This is a genomic window from Rossellomorea sp. NPDC071047 (assembly GCF_050270195.1).
GTDB lineage: Bacteria > Bacillota > Bacilli > Bacillales > Bacillaceae_B > Rossellomorea.
Genome location: NZ_JBNNJT010000005.1, coordinates 223,018 through 237,627, shown reverse-complemented (window position 1 = coordinate 237,627; position 14,610 = coordinate 223,018). Strand labels below are relative to the sequence as shown.

At 41.8% G+C, this 14,610-nt stretch carries 10 protein-coding genes; 4 read left to right on the top strand and 6 right to left on the bottom strand.

Features of this window, described 5'->3' with window-relative positions:
* Position 1: 1 nt before the first annotated feature.
* On the bottom strand, positions 2–1,288 hold the full coding sequence (locus ACQKFO_RS17760) for a carbohydrate ABC transporter permease (RefSeq protein WP_427600183.1): 1,287 nt from the start codon (positions 1,286–1,288) through the stop codon (positions 2–4).
* Between the two features lie 151 nt (positions 1,289–1,439).
* Positions 1,440–2,720: an extracellular solute-binding protein gene (locus tag ACQKFO_RS17755; protein ID WP_427600182.1), complete on the bottom strand. Its 1,281-nt coding sequence runs from the start codon at positions 2,718–2,720 to the stop codon at positions 1,440–1,442.
* A gap of 289 nt (positions 2,721–3,009) precedes the next feature.
* On the opposite strand from ACQKFO_RS17755, the gene ACQKFO_RS17750 reads away from it, so the two are divergent.
* The 4 genes from ACQKFO_RS17750 to ACQKFO_RS17735 all read left to right on the top strand — a co-directional run bounded on the left by ACQKFO_RS17750 (position 3,010) and on the right by ACQKFO_RS17735 (position 8,319).
* Positions 3,010–4,770 carry an alpha-glycosidase gene (locus ACQKFO_RS17750; RefSeq protein WP_427600181.1) on the top strand — a complete coding sequence of 587 codons (1,761 nt, stop codon included), beginning with the start codon at positions 3,010–3,012 and terminating at the stop codon, positions 4,768–4,770.
* A 113-nt stretch (positions 4,771–4,883) separates the two neighbouring features.
* Positions 4,884–6,239 carry an MATE family efflux transporter gene (locus tag ACQKFO_RS17745; protein ID WP_427600180.1) on the top strand — a complete coding sequence of 452 codons (1,356 nt, stop codon included), beginning with the start codon at positions 4,884–4,886 and terminating at the stop codon, positions 6,237–6,239.
* A 310-nt stretch (positions 6,240–6,549) separates the two neighbouring features.
* Positions 6,550–6,891 (top strand): P-II family nitrogen regulator, encoded by a 342-nt coding sequence (locus ACQKFO_RS17740; protein ID WP_427600179.1) that lies wholly within the window; start codon positions 6,550–6,552, stop codon positions 6,889–6,891.
* A 39-nt stretch (positions 6,892–6,930) separates the two neighbouring features.
* Positions 6,931–8,319, top strand: coding sequence for an ammonium transporter (locus ACQKFO_RS17735; RefSeq protein WP_427600178.1), 1,389 nt, complete (start codon positions 6,931–6,933; stop codon positions 8,317–8,319).
* 97 nt (positions 8,320–8,416) lie between these two features.
* On the opposite strand, the gene ACQKFO_RS17730 is transcribed toward ACQKFO_RS17735, so the two are convergent.
* From ACQKFO_RS17730 to asnB, 4 genes are all read right to left on the bottom strand, one after another.
* The gene (locus tag ACQKFO_RS17730; RefSeq protein ID WP_427600177.1) at positions 8,417–9,253 is read right to left on the bottom strand and encodes a phytoene/squalene synthase family protein; all 837 of its coding nucleotides are present in this window, start codon (positions 9,251–9,253) and stop codon (positions 8,417–8,419) included.
* Positions 9,219–10,721, bottom strand: a complete 1,503-nt coding sequence (locus ACQKFO_RS17725) for a phytoene desaturase family protein (RefSeq protein WP_427600176.1) — start codon at positions 10,719–10,721, stop codon at positions 9,219–9,221. The genes ACQKFO_RS17730 and ACQKFO_RS17725 overlap by 35 nt, the downstream gene beginning before the upstream one ends.
* The gene (locus tag ACQKFO_RS17720) at positions 10,718–12,241 is read right to left on the bottom strand and encodes a phytoene desaturase family protein (protein WP_427600175.1); all 1,524 of its coding nucleotides are present in this window, start codon (positions 12,239–12,241) and stop codon (positions 10,718–10,720) included. Before ACQKFO_RS17720 ends, ACQKFO_RS17725 begins: the two co-directional genes overlap by 4 nt.
* A gap of 451 nt (positions 12,242–12,692) precedes the next feature.
* Positions 12,693–14,549, bottom strand: coding sequence for an asparagine synthase (glutamine-hydrolyzing) (asnB, locus tag ACQKFO_RS17715; protein WP_427600174.1), 1,857 nt, complete (start codon positions 14,547–14,549; stop codon positions 12,693–12,695).
* Positions 14,550–14,610 lie beyond the last annotated feature (61 nt).

Sequence of the window (14,610 nt, the reverse complement as noted above, 5' to 3'; positions counted from 1 at the left end):
ATTACATCATATCCTCTTCTTGGAATGATTTCGTTCTCTTGAACTGCCAGATCGCTACAGTAATAACGATGATGGATAATAATAATGTGATGGCAGCGGCTTTCGAATACTGTGCGGATGTCATAGTCAGACTGTAGATCCAGGAAATCAGAATGTCCGTTCCACCTGCATTTTGTCCTGTCAGGGCAGGTCCTCCGCCATTGAATAAGTAAATGACGTTAAAGTTATTAAAGTTAAATGTATATTGGGTAATGATGATTGGCGCCGTTGCAAAAAGGACGAGGGGCAACGTAATGTTCTTGAATTTCTGGAAAGCCGATGCCCCGTCCACCGTTGCTGCTTCATAAAGCTCATCGGGAATCGATTGGAGTACACCCGTTGTCATTGCAAAGATGAATGGGAAGCCTAACCAGGCTTGAATACCGATCAGGGCAATCCGTGTATACATCGGTTCCGTCATCCATGGTAAACCTTCAATGCCGAAGAATCCTAAGATATCCCTGTTAATCGTTCCGAAGGACTCATTGAACATTCCTGCGAAAACCAGGATGGAAACAAAAGCCGGGATGGCCCAAGGTAAGATGAACACAGTACGAATGATTGCTTTTCCTTTTAAATCTTTTTGATTGACCAGGATGGCAAGGAATACACCCAGTGCAACTTGAAGCGTTGTGGCACCGAACGTCCAAACAAGAGTCCAGGCTAATACGGTAATGAATGTTTCTCTCCAAATATCAATCTTGAAAATATCAACAAAGTTTTGGATCCCTATCCAGTCGACTAATTTAGCCGGCGGTGAGTGATACAAATCATAGTTTGTAAACGCCAGTAATATCACAAAGATGATCGGGAAGATGACTACGAATACAAGTAGTAAGAACCCAGGAGACATAATGAGATAAGGAAAGCCATTGTCTACTAAATTTCGATATTGTTCCCGAATCGTACTTAGCTTCTCTCCCCTGTCTCTCTTTTCTCCGTTTTTATATGCGTCCCGAAGATTAAATAAGTAGAATCCGATTCCGAAGATTGATACGATGATTGCCAGGATTCCATATACCATTAAGAAAATGGAATGATCTCCGTATGAGATGTCGGTCCCAAGCGTTGTAATCCCCCATAATCCGTAGCCGATCAAATCTCTGAAGACAAGGATAAAAGCGGCTGTCATGATCAGGAAGAATCCGCCTTTTAGAAACTGTCTATGATACATCTGACCTAATCCAGGGATTAGGGAAAGGGCCAGTGCTGTTTTTCTTGTGTTTTTTTGATAGGATTGTTGCTCCATCCTATATTCCCCTTTCTACGTTCACAATTTTGATAAGCTTCAAGAGCTTTTTAAGAAAAGAAGTCTTTTTTTCCTTAAAAAGCCCTTGAATAGGTCTTTAAAAGGATAGCAGTACCTCTCATGTATGAGAAGGTACCGCTATGTTTATTCATTAGTTTGAGTGATTGGCATCAATGTTTTCTTGAATTTGCTTTACAGCTGCATCAAGAGCCGCTTTAGGTTCTTGTTTGCCTGTCACAACGGTTTGAAGTGAGTCAGCCATTGGTCCCCAAACTTCTCCCATTTCAGGAATGTTTGGCATTGGAACCGCATATTGAGATTGCTCAGCAACCGCTTTTGCTCCTGGGTTTTCTGCGATCGCAGGATCGTCGATCAACCCTTGGTTCGTTGGAACTTCTTGAGTTTGTTCAAAACGTAATTTCGCATATTCATCTTGAGTGATGAATTCGATGAATTTTTGAGCCCACTCTTTATTTTCAGAGTAGCCTGATACGTGCCATCCTTTAACACCCATGAATGTTTTCATTGGCTCACCGTTTGGAAGTTTAGGCATAGCAGATACACCAATATCGATTCCAGCATCTTTGTAACCTTGGAAAGACCATGGTCCATTCATGACTGAAGCAACTTTCCCTTCACCAAATAGACCGTCCATTGCAGATCCACCATTTTCACCAACGATACCTTTAGGGAATAAACCTTCTGTGTACCATTTTTGAATATATTCCGTACCTTCTACAGCACCTTCATTGTTTAAACCAAGATCTTTCGCATCTAATGCGCCATCATTTTCAGCAAATACATATCCGCCGAAGCCACCGATCGGTGCATGAGCGAAGTAGAAGTTATCCCAAAGAGCTAAGAAACCGTAGTTTCCATCTTTCGTAAAGTCTTTTGAGAATGTGTACACTTCATCCATTGTTTTTGGAGCTTCTTCCATTAACGCTTTATTATAAACGAATACCGGCGTTTCAGAGGACTTTGGAAGACCATATAGCTTTCCATCATAGCTCTGTGCCGTCATAGAAGATTCAGTGAAACGCTCTTCAACGTCTCCTTCAACTTCTAAAGCAGCGATATGACCTGCAAGTGCAAGCTCACCGATTTGGTCATGTGGTAATGTTAAAACGTCTGGACCAGTTCCAGCAGGACCGTCTAAACGTAATTGTTCTTTCATCTTAGTAGCCATTTCGACTTCTTTCACTTCAACTTTAATGCCAGTTTCTTCTTCGAACTTAGCACCTACTTCATCCAGCCATCCAGTTTTCTCTTGATCTTCCCAGACAACCAGTTTTTCAGGTTTGTTTGCATCGTCAGCTTTTTTCTCTCCGCTGTCGTTGTTTCCTGATCCTTCTTCACGATTAGGACCACAAGCAGCCAACGCCCCTAGTACAAGCATGATTACCATCAATAATGATAACGCTTTTTTCATCTCGACCCCTCCTAAGTATGGTAAAAAACGAGCTTTCCGTTAGACTGAACAAACGTTTGCACTTACTATGACTTAATCCAAAAAGATATCGCTTACATTCTTTGTGAAAACGATTGCACAACCTACTTCTTATTATACAAACTAAATCTGCTTTGACAATACTTTTTTGAAAATTTTTTATGTTTGTCAGAGAGATAAGTAAACGCTTTAATAGAATGACGGCCCATCATTGACAACATTGTTGGTTTAGAATACTCTTTATATGGAATGAAAAAGAGGAGGATATACGATGCTACTGGAAGCCATTTATCATAGACCAAAAGATAACTATGCATACGCTTGCACAGAAAACGAATTACACATACGGATTCGCACGAAGAAGAATGATGTAGACAACGTCACACTCCTGCATGGAGATCCTTATCAATGGGAGGACGGAAAATGGATTTATGATCGTAAGGAGATGGTTTTAACCGGGACTGATCAGCTGTTTGATTATTGGTTCGCTCCCATCTCCCCACCTTTCAGACGTCTTCGTTATGGTTTCCTTCTTCATGACGAAACGGAAGAAGTCTTTTATGGAGAAAAAGGATTTAATGGTGCTCCTTCTACTGATATTGGGGATTACTTCTGCTTCCCCTTCTTGAATACTATCGATGTATTTCAAGCACCGGCTTGGGTTAAGGATACTGTATGGTATCAGATCTTCCCGGAGCGGTTCGCAAACGGGAATACAGAGAATGATCCTGAAGGAACACTGGCCTGGAATAGCACAGAGCCCACTCCCACCAATTTCTTCGGAGGGGATTTAGAAGGTGTGATCCAGAACGTTCCTTATTTAAAAGAGCTTGGGATCTCCGGGATCTACTTTACACCCATCTTTAAAGCCCATTCCAATCATAAATACGACACAATTGATTATTTCGAAATCGACCCGCAGTTCGGGACGAAGGAAACATTGAAGGAATTAATAAAGGTCTGTCATGAGAATGATATTAAAGTCATGCTGGATGCGGTCTTTAATCATAGCGGCTTCTATTTTGACCAGTTCCAGGATGTACTTAAGAACGGTGAGGACTCCCCTTATAAAGAATGGTTCCATGTAAACGGATTTCCTTTGGATATTGAAAGTAAGCCGCCTAATTATGACACTTTTGCATTCGAACCTTCCATGCCGAAATTAAATACTGAAAATGAAGATGTCCGCAATTATCTATTAGAGGTTGGCCGGTACTGGATAGAGGAATTTGATATCGATGGATGGCGTCTGGATGTTGCAAATGAGGTCGATCACCACTTCTGGCGTGAATTCCGCAAAGAAGTGAAGAATATAAAGCCGGATCTATATATTTTAGGAGAAATTTGGCACGATTCAATGCCATGGTTACGGGGAGATCAATTCGATGCGGTTATGAACTATCCTTTCACGACAAATCTATTGAATCTATTTGCGAAGCGAACGATATCCGCATCACAATTTGCAGAGAATATGACCTCTGTCGTTCATATGTACCCTAAGAACGTAAATGAAGTTAATTTCAACCTTGTCGGAAGTCACGATACACCGCGTGTATTAACAGAGTGCGGCGAAGATATCCGGCGCGCTAAACAAATTTACACGTTCATGCTCACTTTCACTGGCACACCTTGTATTTACTATGGGGATGAAATCGGCCTGACTGGTGAACAGGACCCGGGGTGCCGTAAGTGCTTCCCTTGGGAAAAAGAACAGCATAACGAAGAACTGTTCAGTCATATTCAGAAACATATCTCCCTTCGCAAGGAGTATCCACTGTTAAGCAATGAAGGTAATTTGACATTTTTACCAGGAGACCTTCATGAACAATGTCTTTCCTTCACTAAATCAGATGGAGAAGAAACCATTTTTGTCCTCTTGAACTGTAGTGAAGAATCAACCACCTACTCTCTTCCTTTTGAATTAAAAGGAAAGAAAATCACAAATCTGTGGAGTGGTGAAGATTTTGCCGCTGAAGCAGATTCCATTGAAGTGTCCCTTGAAGGGTATGGATTTGCCATCCTGAAATTTTAATAAAGCTTAGTTCGTAACAAGCGGGACTACACCTCTTCGGTTAGTCCCCTTATCTATTTAAATCGATCAGAATGACCAGGTCCCAATCCCTGGCCAGCTAAAGGAGAAAATCTATGAGCAAGAATCAAAAAAACATGACCCTCTTCGCCTTGACTTGGCCGATTTTCATTGAAATTTTTCTCCATATGCTGATGGGAAATGCCGATACGTTAATGCTAAGTCAGTACTCAGATGACTCTGTTGCAGCCGTCGGGGTTTCCAATCAGATCCTTTCTCTCATTATTGTCATGTTTGGATTTGTCGCAACAGGTACTGCCATTCTCGTTGCTCAGCATCTGGGAGCCCGGGAGGACCGATTGGCTGGAGAAGTATCCATCGTTTCCATTGCCATTAACCTGGGATTCGGTCTCTTCCTTAGTATCGCCCTTGTCTTTTTCAGTGAACCGATCCTGCTTTCAATGGATCTTCCCGGGTCTCTGATGAATGAAGCCTCTTCTTATTTAAAAATCGTTGGAGGATTCGCCTTCATCCAGGCATTGATCATGACAGCCGGTTCCATCATGAGGAGCTATGGCTACACGAAAGACGCCATGTACATTACAATCGGTATGAATATCATCAATGTAATCGGAAACTATTTATTTATCTTTGGTCCATTTGGTGTTCCTGTTTTAGGGGTGGAAGGGGTAGCGATTTCCACGATTACTTCGAGACTTATCGGATTTATTGTGAGCATCATCGTGATTACTAAACGAATTCCAAGCGCTCTTCCAATCAAGAGGCTTTTTCGTTTACCAATGTCTCATGTGAAAAATTTACTTCGCATCGGCATTCCTTCTGCAGGAGAACATTTATCTTATAATGGTTCACAAATGGTCATTACGTATTTCATTGCAAGTATCGGGACGAACGCATTGACCACCAAGGTGTATGCCCAAAACCTGATGATGTTTATCTTTTTATTCAGTGTAGCGATCAGTCAGGGAACTCAAATTATCATTGGTCATATGATCGGGGCGAAACAATTTGACAGTGCCTATGAACGGTGTTTGAAAAGTTTAAAGATTGCTATCTTCATCTCTCTTATCATGGCCGGAATTTTCTCTATCGCAGCGGAGCCGCTGCTGAGAATATTTACAAATAACGAAGAAATCATTTCTCTTGGTAAAACATTAATCTATTTGACCATCATTCTAGAACCGGGCAGAAGCTTCAACCTTGTCGTCATAAACGCACTAAGGGCAACAGGCGATGTGCGCTTCCCAGTTTATATGGGGATTTTATCCATGTGGGGAGTAAGCGTTACGCTCTCCTATATACTCGGAATCTGGTTCGGTCTCGGACTTATCGGGATCTGGATCTCCTTCATTGCCGATGAATGGCTCCGGGGCATCATCATGCTCAAACGCTGGCGGTCCAAAGTATGGATCCATAAACGATTTGTTCAAAGTGATAAAAGTACAATTTAGAGGGACGGACCTTCTTTTAGGTAGTTGCGAATCTTGAAGCAAGTCCAAATGACCGCCGCCACGATCCCTCCTTTTATAAAAAGAGTCAGCTCACAATCGAGCTGACTCTTTTTTATCCAAATGAAAACGCCTCCACCTCCGCATGTTAAGTTTTTTTACATAAAAACGCTTTCATAACAAATTACCACTTGAACTTTTATTATTTTCTGAATATGATAAATAATATAACTTATTCATGTCACAAAACCTAACATCTAAGAATCAATTTATTCAAGAATGAAAGAACAAAAAACAATAGGAGGAAAACACAATGAAAAAAGTAGAAGCGATTATTCGTGCAGAAGCATTCTTGTCCCTGAGAGAAGCGTTATGCCTTCGTGGATTCAGTGGGCTAACCGTATCAGAAGCAGCTGGCTGTGGAAAACAGAAAGGAAAGCAAGGGATTTTCAGAGGGAATAAATTCGAACTGCAGTTAGTCCCCCGTGTAAAGGTGGAAATGATCGTCGACGATAGTCAGGTTGAAGACATCATTGATCTCATTGTTGAGCACTGCAGTACCGATACCGTAGGAGACGGGAAAATATTCATCTATCCGGTCGAGGATGTCATTCGCATCCGTACAGGTGAGCGGGGAAAAAAAGCCGTTTTATAGTCACTTCTTACTTGACTCATTCATTTTGGAGGGATACCATTGATTAAAAAAATTTCTGCTCTGTTACTTCTGTCACTGTTTGTGAGCACTACTGCTTTCGCTGCGGCCCCTACCGCAGAATCTGTTCAAGCATCCGTTGACTCCCTGTGGGTCATGATCGCTGCAGTCCTTGTGTTCTTCATGCACGCTGGATTCGCCATGGTCGAGACAGGATTTACCCGGGCCAAGAACTCCCTTAATATCCTGATGAAAAACTTCTTAACTGTAGCCATTGCTTCTGTTCTGTTTTTCATTGTAGGATTTGGGTTTATGTTTGGAGGAACATCCGGTGGGATCATCGGTACCGACAGCTTTTTCCTTTCAGGACGTGAAGATATCGGCTTCTTCTTATTCCAATCCGTATTTGCCGCTACATGTGCAACGATCATTTCAGGTGCTGTAGCTGAACGAATGAAGCTAAAAAGTTATATTCTGTTAACCATTGCTATGACCGGAATCATTTATCCGATTGTGGGACATTGGATTTGGGGAGGCGGATGGCTTTCAGAGCTTGGGTTCGTTGATTTTGCCGGATCTACTGTCGTTCATTTAACAGGTGCTGTCGGAGCCTTCATTACGGTACTTTTCCTTGGATCACGTATCGGCAAATACAATAAAGGTAAAGTGAATGTCATTCCAGGTCATAATATCCCGATCGGCGCCCTTGGGGTATTCATTCTTTGGTTCGGCTGGTTTGGATTTAATGGAGGCAGCAGCCTGACCGCAGATCCGACACTTGTGCCTCACGTCATTACAACAACTTTATTCTCAGCATCTGCCGCCATCCTTTCATCCGCTTTCTATACACTAGTAAGATTTAAACGAATCGATCCTTCCCTGACGTTAAATGGAGCACTGGGAGGACTTGTCGGTATCACCGCCGGCTGTGCCAATGTATCACTCACCGGTTCTCTCATCATCGGGCTTATTGCAGGAGTGATCCTTGTTGAAGCCGTAACCGTAATCGATTCTAAACTTAAAGTCGATGATCCTGTAGGGGCCATTGCGGTACATGGAATTTGCGGGATTTGGGGTACAGTAGCTGTTGGGTTGTTCGATGTCTCAAACGGCTTATTATATGGCGGTGGTGTTTCTTTAATAGCCACTCAAGCACTCGGTGTGTTAGCAGTTATCGCCTGGACTTCCGTCACTGTCGGAGGGTTCTTGTTCATCGTAACGAGAGTGGCAAGTATTCGCGTTTCACGTGAAGAAGAACTTTCAGGACTGGACTTTACAGAGCATGGGTCGAACGCTTATGAATTAAAGGATACTGTATTAGAATCAAACGTTTCTTCCTCTTCTCCTTTTGGATCTGATTTAGTTGATCGATTAAATTCGATCGGTACAGGTAAAGTGAGTGAAACCATGAATCAGCGAAACACAATATAATCAGATTTTGAGCTGCCCCGAGCGGCTCTTTTTTTCGGTCTAAACAAAAATAAGCTCATATGGAAAGCCTTCAACTAAAGCTTCCATACGGGCTTATTTACGAAATGGTTGAAATGATTTTTTCTTTTACATCTTTTGAAACGAAATGTTTCTTGGAAAAAACATTATAGTGATTACTCCTTACCTCACCCAGGATGGCTCGATATAATAATGCAGCACCCTTCACCGGGGTCCTTGAATACATAGGATAAAGGTTCATTGTACGGAACGCCTTCTCATAATAGTCTTCTGCAATCCTGGCCATTTCTTCCCATATGGACTGGAATGCAGCATTATTTCGATGATCCATGAGTTCTGCTACGGTATATTCATATTTAACTAACAAATCCTGGGGGATATATAATCTACCTCTTTCCAGGTCTTCACCGATATCTCTTAATATATTGGTAAGCTGCATGGCATAACCTAAGTAGATTCCATCTTCCCTTAATTGATGTTCTTTCCCCGGAGCAAGAATTGGAAGTAGCATTAACCCAACAGTGCTTGCAACGTGATAAGAATAGTCCAGTACATCATCCATCGTCACATAAATTCTGCCGTTCAAATCCATTCGTTGCCCTTTAATCATATCCCTGAAAGCTCCGATGTCCATATTGAAATGTGCAAACACATCATCCAAGGCTACCCACATAAGTTCTTCTTCATTATAATAGCCTGTTAAAAACGATTCGAATTCCATTTCGAATTGCTGTAAATCCTCAGTAGGTTTCGTACCCTCGTCTACGATGTCATCTACTCTGCGACAGAATGCGTATACTGCCCATACAGCTTTCTTTTGGTCTTTCGGCAATAGGGAGAATGCCCTGTAAAATGTCTTTGAGTGAAGTTTAATGATATTCTCACAATGATCGTATGCTTCCAAGATCTTGTTCATTTAAGGTCACATCCTTCCTTTCCGACTCCGTTTTATAATGTTCTTTGAAGGTTTCAGCGACGAGTTTTGCCCCCTGCATGACGATCGGTACTCCCCCACCAGGATGGATGGATGCTCCCACAGCAAAGATATTCTTTTCTGCAAACGGTTGTACCTGAGGCCTGAACGGGCCTGATTGACCTAAACTGGGTGCAATACCGAAGCTTCCCCCTGAATATAACCCCTCTTGTTTCGCCTCTTCAGGTGTCCTGATTTTCATCCACTTGATTCGTTTTCTTAACTCTTTGAAGCCCCTTTTCTCCATTGTATCCAATACGTAATTGGAAAGAAATTCTGAAGCTTCCTTCCAGTCCAATTTCTCGGAAACCGGAACAGGGATTAGGACGTATAGGACACTGTTTCCCTCTGGTGCCAGGGATGAATCAACCTTAGACGGATTAAACACGTAAAATGAAGGTTCCTTAGGAATTCTCTTATTTTTGAAAATATCCTTCATATTCTCAGAGAAATATTCATTTAAATAAAATTGGTGCATTTCCTTTTCATCAAACTTCCCATCCACGCCCATATACATTAGCACGCAACCAGATGAAGGTTTGTAAGGTTTAGACTCATTCTTCTTTACTAGTTTGGTCAACGAAGGAAAATCACCATTAATGATCACTGCATCTATTTCTTCTCTATGGTTTCCGAGGACGATATGAGTCGCTTTATCTCCTGTGGTCTCGATTTCTGTGACAGGTGAAGATGTCTTGATGATTACACCATTTCGATCACACGCCTGCTTCACATGATCCAAAAGACTGGCATAACCACCCTTTATATAATAGATACCATGTTTATGCTCGCTATAGGATACTAAACTATAAATCGCAGGAGTCGTATAGGGATTCCCGCCAATATATAAGGTTTGAAGCCCGTAAGCGGTTTGTAGTTTTTCATGATTAAAATAATGCCTTAAATTCCCCATCACATTTCGATATGCTTTTAACTTTAGCAGTGAGCCAATCGTTTCCCGGTTCAGATAGTCTTTTGTTTTTAAAAATGTGGATTCAAGAAATTGAGGCTTGCCTATTTTAAATCGTTCATCCATATCTTCCATGAATTTCAGAAACCCGTCTTCATCTCCAGGGAACTGCTGCTTGATTTCTTCGTATTGCTTATCCATATCAGCATATTTTTTATACGTTTGACCGTCTGCAAAATGAACATTATACAAAGGATCACAACGGACGAATTCAATTTCGTCTGTATTTATACCTGCTTCTGATAGAATGGAAAGCAGCATTTCAGGCAGGAGCACGATGGTCGGTCCTTTATCAATTTTGTATTCACCTTCTTGAATAAAGGCAAGTCGCCCACCAATTGTGGTCTCCTTTTCATAAATGGTAACTTCATGACCATCTTTTGAAAGTAACAGTCCCGATATCAACCCGCCGATCCCAGATCCAACAACCGCCGTTTTCATAATGCTTCCCCCATCTTTTGGGTTTCAGTGAAGGAATATGACGGATCTTCGTTCAGCAGCATATTCGTTGTAATCCGGGCTGATTCTAATATTGTAGGCAACCCGCTTCCCGGATGGGTTCCTCCCCCGACCAGCCAACAGTTTTCAAGCTCTTCAAATTTATTGTGAGGTCTGAGTGCCATCATTTGAGTTAATTGGTGACCGAGATTAAAGGTCGCACCTTGATAAATATTGAAGTCTACCTCCCAATGATGAGGAGAGATGATTTTTTCAACCTGGATATGTTCCCGGATGTTCTTTAAGTTCGTTTTGCTTTCAACTGCATCCAGAACAAGATCCCGGAACGTTTGTTCATTCTCTGCCCAATCAATCCCGCTTACATTATTCGGAACGGGAGCAAGAATATATAAAGTGGAATGTCCTTGAGGAGCAAGCGTCTTATCTGTCACGGATGCATTTTGAATATATATGGAGGGATCTTCCGGAAGTGTAAACGTCTCCGTTATTTCCTCCACATTTCTCTTATAATCCTCCGCAAACAGGATGCTGTGATGAGGAAGATCATACTGTTTATCGATTCCAAGATATATCATGAATGTGGAGCAGGAATACTTCTTCTTCTTCAGTTTTTCTTTACTGTATTTCTTGAGAACACCATCATCTACAAGGTTACTCATCACATGAGCGAAATCTCCATTGATGATTACTTCATCTGCTGTAACCTTCTTCCCATCCTCCGTAATGATCCCCTTCACCACATTACGGTCTTCAATCCACAATTTCTTTACTCCCCGTCCCAAATGGATGGAACCACCATGCTCAGTCACTACTTTAGCCATGGCTTTCGAAAGTTGATTTACCCCGCCGATCGGATGAAATATGCCATATTCATGCTCCATGAAGGACAGAATCGAGAATGCTCCCGGACACTCCCATGGTGACATCCCTAAATATTTCGATTGAAAGGTAAAGGCTAACCGCAATTCATGATCGGTGAAATAATCACTTAACACACTATAAAGTGATTTCCCCAATGATAATTGGGGAAGGGCTCTCAAAACCTTCCAGCTGATATATTGATAATATCGATCCATCGGACTTTGAAGAATTGGTTTTAACCGTTCCATTTTTTTACGTGTATCATTCATAAAACGCGTATATCCTTCTGCATTCCCTGGATAATGGCGCTCGATTTCTTCAGAAAGCCGCTCCGGGTCTTTAAACATCTGGACCCTTTTATCTTTAAATATAAGTTCGTACATCATGGAGAGCTCTTGTAAATCCACATAGTCATGAAGATTCCTTCCTGCTGCCTCGAATAATTCCTCGGCAATTTCCGGCATGCTCAAGAACGTGGGTCCAATATCGAACGTGTACCCGTCCATGGTCACAGCACCGTTCCGTCCGCCAACAAATGTTTGCTTCTCATATACTTCCACGTCGTATCCCTTGCCGGCCAGCAGCATTGCCGCTGCCAAGCCACCCGGACCAGCGCCTATGACGATTATTTTCTTGGCCATTATAATAGCCTCCATTACGTTTTATTTGTACAATTATTATACAATAGTTATACATATGATTATACAACTCTTTTCCACTAGACACAAAGTTTAAACTCTATTTTTCAAAGATTATTATTTATTCATGAAACTAGCTTGTCTCTCATCAAATAAACACAAAATAACATGATTTAGATCAGTATTTCTCCATTTTTTATCTTCATCTGATGAATGGCCCCTTGTATAAAGAGAAAAAGAGGCATGCAAAAGGTGACTTTCCCTTTACTATGCCTCCTTTTCACATCATTATTACTTTATCCCTATGTTTGTACCTGTCTCTTAATTCTTACTAATGAAAAGGTACTTGAAGGATGGAAGAAGTGGAGAAACAGCGAGTGAACTTACCCGAACTTTCCCAAACAAAAAAGATAAGCTTCTATAATAATTAGAAGCTTATCTATTCAAATAGCTGCTATTCCACGATCTCGACATTATAATCCTTAAACCAAACATGAATCTGTGCCAGGTGGGCAAGTAGCTGGGGGCCGGTCATGAGTTGGCCGTACCACGGTACCTGAAAGGCCGATCCGCCTGTTGAAACGATTTCTTTCAATTTTTCTTCATCGAATAATTCATAAAGAACACTTGATTTGTCTTCGAGTATTTCTTTCAACCATTCACTGACAAGCTTCGTGTACTCGGGGTGGTGGGTCTTGGGATACGGACTTTTCTTCCGATAAAGGACTTCGTCAGGCAATACTCCTTCAAGAGCCTTTCGAAGAATGCCTTTTTCTCTTCCATCGTGCATTTTCATCTCCCATGGAATATTCCAGACGTATTCTACGAGTCTATGATCAGCAAATGGCACACGGACCTCCAAGCTTGCACCCATACTCATCCGATCTTTACGATCTAACAATGTCGTCATGAACCAAAGTAAATTCAGATAGAATAATTGCCTTCTTTTCGATTCAACTTCACTTTCCCCTTCTAATAATGGGGTTTCTGCCACTGTGCGATCATATTGCTCAAGCACATATTCTTCCAGATTTAATTTCTTATTCCATTCTTCTTTCAGAAGGCCTTGACGCTCAGCTGTGGAGCGCATCCACGGAAATCCTCTGCGATCGAAATCTTCAGGACGGTGAAACCAAGGATAACCCCCGAATATTTCATCAGCACATTCTCCCGATAATCCAACCGTGAAGTCCTGTTTAATTTCGCGACAGAACCATAACAGGGATGAATCAACGTCTGCCATTCCCGGTAAGTCTCTTACATGAACCGCTTCTGTCAGATAGTCCTTCAATTGCTGCTGGCTGATGACACAGCGATGGTGTTCGGTATCGAATTCCGAAGTCATCTTTTCTATCCATGGTGCATCGGAATTAGGCTGAAAATCGTTCGCTTTAAAGTATTGTTCGTTTTCTTCATAATCAATGGAATAGGTGTGAAGTTTCCCTTTTCCTTCTTTTTTATAGCTGGTCGCTGCCACCGCTGTAATCGCACTGGAATCAAGTCCGCCTGATAAGAACGTACAAAGTGGTACATCTGAAACTAGCTGTCTCTCGATGGCATCAGTCAACAGAAAGCGCACCTTTGACACTGTTTCAATAAATGAGTCTTTATGCTCCTCACTCTTCACATTCCAGTATCTCCATATTTTCAAGCCATCTTTGGAGAATAGCAAAGCATGAGCAGGACGGAGCTCTTTCACTCCTTTGAATACTCCATTACCAGGCGTACGGGATGGCCCCAGTCCCAATACTTCCGCCAATCCCTGATGATCCACCTGGGGCAAAACATCAGGATGGGCCAGTAACGCTTTGAGTTCGGAACCGAAGAGGATTCCTTCTTCCTTTTCAAAATAAAATAAAGGCTTTACGCCCATTCGGTCCCTGCCTATAAATACATGCTCCTTTTCACTGTCCCATACAGCAAAGGCAAAAATCCCATTTAGGTGATGGACACAATCTTCACGCCACTCTATATAAGACGTTAACAATACCTCCGTATCAGAATGACCCCTGAAGGTATAACCTTTTGAAATAAGTACTTTTCTCAAATCTTCTGTATTGTAAAGTTCTCCATTGTAGCAGATGGTGAAAAGGTGCCCGTCATGCTGAATGCTCATGGGCTGCCTTCCTCCTGCAGGATCTACTACAATCAATCGTTTATGACCAAACGCAACATGTTGATCAATCCATACATTCGTTTCATCTGGCCCTCTTTTAGAAAGGGTTTCTGCCATTTTTTCCACTATTTCTTTTTGATCAGACAAATCTCGTTTATAATGAATCCAACCTGTAATTCCGCACATGGTGATCATCCTCACTTTCTAATCAAACAAACTGGGCTCACGGACACATAAATTATTCTATGCTCCGGCC

Bases quoted from the DNA above. Each gene is read 5' to 3' on its own strand.
- ACQKFO_RS17725 (WP_427600176.1), bottom strand. From the start codon at position 10,721: ATGAAAACGGCGGTTGTTGGATCTGGGATCGGCGGGTTGATATCGGGA.
- ACQKFO_RS17745 (WP_427600180.1), top strand. From the start codon at position 4,884: ATGAGCAAGAATCAAAAAAACATGACCCTCTTCGCCTTGACTTGGCCG.
- ACQKFO_RS17720 (WP_427600175.1), bottom strand. From the start codon at position 12,241: ATGGCCAAGAAAATAATCGTCATAGGCGCTGGTCCGGGTGGCTTGGCA.
- ACQKFO_RS17740 (WP_427600179.1), top strand. From the start codon at position 6,550: ATGAAAAAAGTAGAAGCGATTATTCGTGCAGAAGCATTCTTGTCCCTG.
- ACQKFO_RS17750 (WP_427600181.1), top strand. From the start codon at position 3,010: ATGCTACTGGAAGCCATTTATCATAGACCAAAAGATAACTATGCATAC.
- asnB (WP_427600174.1), bottom strand. From the start codon at position 14,549: ATGATCACCATGTGCGGAATTACAGGTTGGATTCATTATAAACGAGAT.
- ACQKFO_RS17755 (WP_427600182.1), bottom strand. From the start codon at position 2,720: ATGAAAAAAGCGTTATCATTATTGATGGTAATCATGCTTGTACTAGGG.
- ACQKFO_RS17730 (WP_427600177.1), bottom strand. From the start codon at position 9,253: ATGAACAAGATCTTGGAAGCATACGATCATTGTGAGAATATCATTAAA.
- ACQKFO_RS17760 (WP_427600183.1), bottom strand. From the start codon at position 1,288: ATGGAGCAACAATCCTATCAAAAAAACACAAGAAAAACAGCACTGGCC.